The organism is Desulfosarcina cetonica JCM 12296 (assembly GCF_001311845.1).
In the GTDB taxonomy this organism is placed as follows: Bacteria; Desulfobacterota; Desulfobacteria; order Desulfobacterales; family Desulfosarcinaceae; genus Desulfosarcina; species Desulfosarcina cetonica.
This window is the reverse complement of sequence record NZ_BBCC01000399.1, coordinates 1-2,122: the sequence shown is the minus strand read 5'-3', so window position 1 is coordinate 2,122 and position 2,122 is coordinate 1. Positions and strand designations below refer to the sequence as shown.

At 62.5% G+C, this 2,122-nt stretch carries 1 protein-coding gene; it reads left to right on the top strand.

The genetic code is table 11. From position 1 onward, the window contains the following. Window positions 1–2,077: xanthine dehydrogenase family protein molybdopterin-binding subunit (locus JCM12296_RS34320; protein ID WP_083456786.1), on the top strand; the 2,077-nt coding region annotated here is incomplete at its 5' end. Between the last annotated feature and the right edge of the window lie 45 nt (window positions 2,078–2,122).

The following is a 2,122-nucleotide window of genomic DNA, read 5'->3' as shown; positions in this document are numbered from 1 at the left end:
GGACGCCTTGGAGCTGGCCGTCTGGCGCAGCCAGGTGCCCCACGCACGGATCGTTTCCATCGATGCCAGCGCGGCTCTTGGCCTGCCCGGGGTGGCCGGCGTGATGACCGCCGACGACATCAAGGGCACCAATCGCTTGAAAATCCTGGTGGCGGATCGTCCGGTATTGTGTCAAGATGAAGTTCGCTATATCGGTGACCCGGTTCTGGCGGTTGCCGCCGACACCAAGGCCCATGCCGAAGCGGCATTGGCGGCGGTCAAGGTCGAGCTGGCGCCGCTGTCCGTTCTGGACAGCCCGGCCACGGCCATGGCCGAGGGTGCCGTTCAATTGCACCCGGATATGCCCAACCTGTGTTGGCAGCAACCCCAGATCAAGGGCGATGCCGAAGACGCGTTGGATCATTCGGCGGCGGTGATCGAGGCCCGGTTCAAGACCCAGTTCAACCACCAGGCCCCGCTGGAGCCGGAAGTCACCGTGGCCTACTGGGAAGCCGGCGAGGATGCCGAAGAAGAGGATAAGCTGGTCATCATCGGCCGCAGCATCAACATCCACCTGCACCTGTCCATGCTCCAGGCGGCCTTGGGCTACGAGAACATGAAGTATATCGAGGCCTACTCCGGCGGTCAGTTCGGCATCAAGATCGATGTCATCTCCGAAGGCATCGCCGGTGCCGCGGCCATTCACTTCAAGCAGGCCGTGCGCTATGTGCCGAGCATCACCGAAAGCATGCAGATGGCCTCCAAACGCCATGCCTTTGAAATGGACGTCAAACTCGGCGCGGACCAGGACGGCATGCTCACCGCCTACTGCAACGACTTTGTCATGGATAACGGCGCGTACTACTCCATCGGCCACGTGGTTTGTCACCGCGCCCTGTTGATGCTCTCCGGCTCTTACAACATTCCCCATGTGCACGCCCACGCGAAAGTGGTCTACACCAACAATCCCTGGGGCAGCGCCGCCCGCGGCGCCGGGCCACCCCAGGTCACCTTCGCCCTGGAATGCGCCATGCAAATGCTGGCCGACCAATTGGGCATGGACGCCTTTGCGTTCCGGCTGAAAAATTCGCTTCAGCCGGGACAGAGCAAATCCACCGGACGGGTGGTGGATTTGTGGCCCTTTCCCGAGGTGATGGAAGCGGTTCGTCCCGCCTATGAAAAAGCGGTGCAGGCGGCCGCAGCCTATAAAACGGGCAAGATCCGTCGTGGGGTCGGTATCGCCACCGCGGCCTTCGGTATCGGCGGACCGGGAGATGCCTCGGTGGCTTCCGTCGAACTGAGCGATGACGGCATCATTCATATTTACGCCGCCGCCGCCGATCCGGGCGAGGGTAACGATTCCATGCTGACCCAGCTGACGGCGGCGTACATGAACGTCCCGTTGGACAAAATCTGCCTGCATACCCGCGATACCGACGACACCGCCGCCAGCGGACCGGCTGCCGGCAGCCGCATCACCTACATGATCGGCGGGGCCTTGATGGACGGCCTGGCCCAGCTTAAGGCGGCCATGGAAGAAGCCGGTGCCACAAACGGCCTCGAGCTGGAAGCCGCCGGCCAGCCCAGACGGTTCCTGGGTCGGAAGAAAAATGAAGATGCAGGCCCGCTGGACGAGAAAACCGGCCAGGGGCCGTCCTTCGAGTCCCAGGTGCACTGCGTGCAGATCGCCGAGGTCGAGGTGGACACCGAAACCGGCAAGACCCGGGTCCTGAAAATGACCACGTCCGTGGACGCGGGCAAGGTGATCAACCCCCAGAACCTCACCGGCCAGCTCGAGGGCGGTATGGACATGGGCGTCGGCTATGCCTTGCGGGAAGAGTATATCGCCGGCAAGACCAAGGATTGGTTGAGCTTCAAGTTCCCCACCATCAAGGAGAACTTCGAAAAGGAAATCATCGTCCATGAGACGCCCCGGCCCAAGGGCCCGCTGGGCGCCACCGGTATCGGCGAGATGTGCATGCTGCCCACGGCACCGGCGGTGATCAATGCCATCAAGGACGCCACCGGCGTGTGGGTGACCCACCTGCCGGCCACGCCCGACAAAATCAAGGCGGCCCTGGCCGCCAGGAACAACTGATCGTCAGGTATGACTGACGCCGCATCCTGTTATGATCTATCTGGA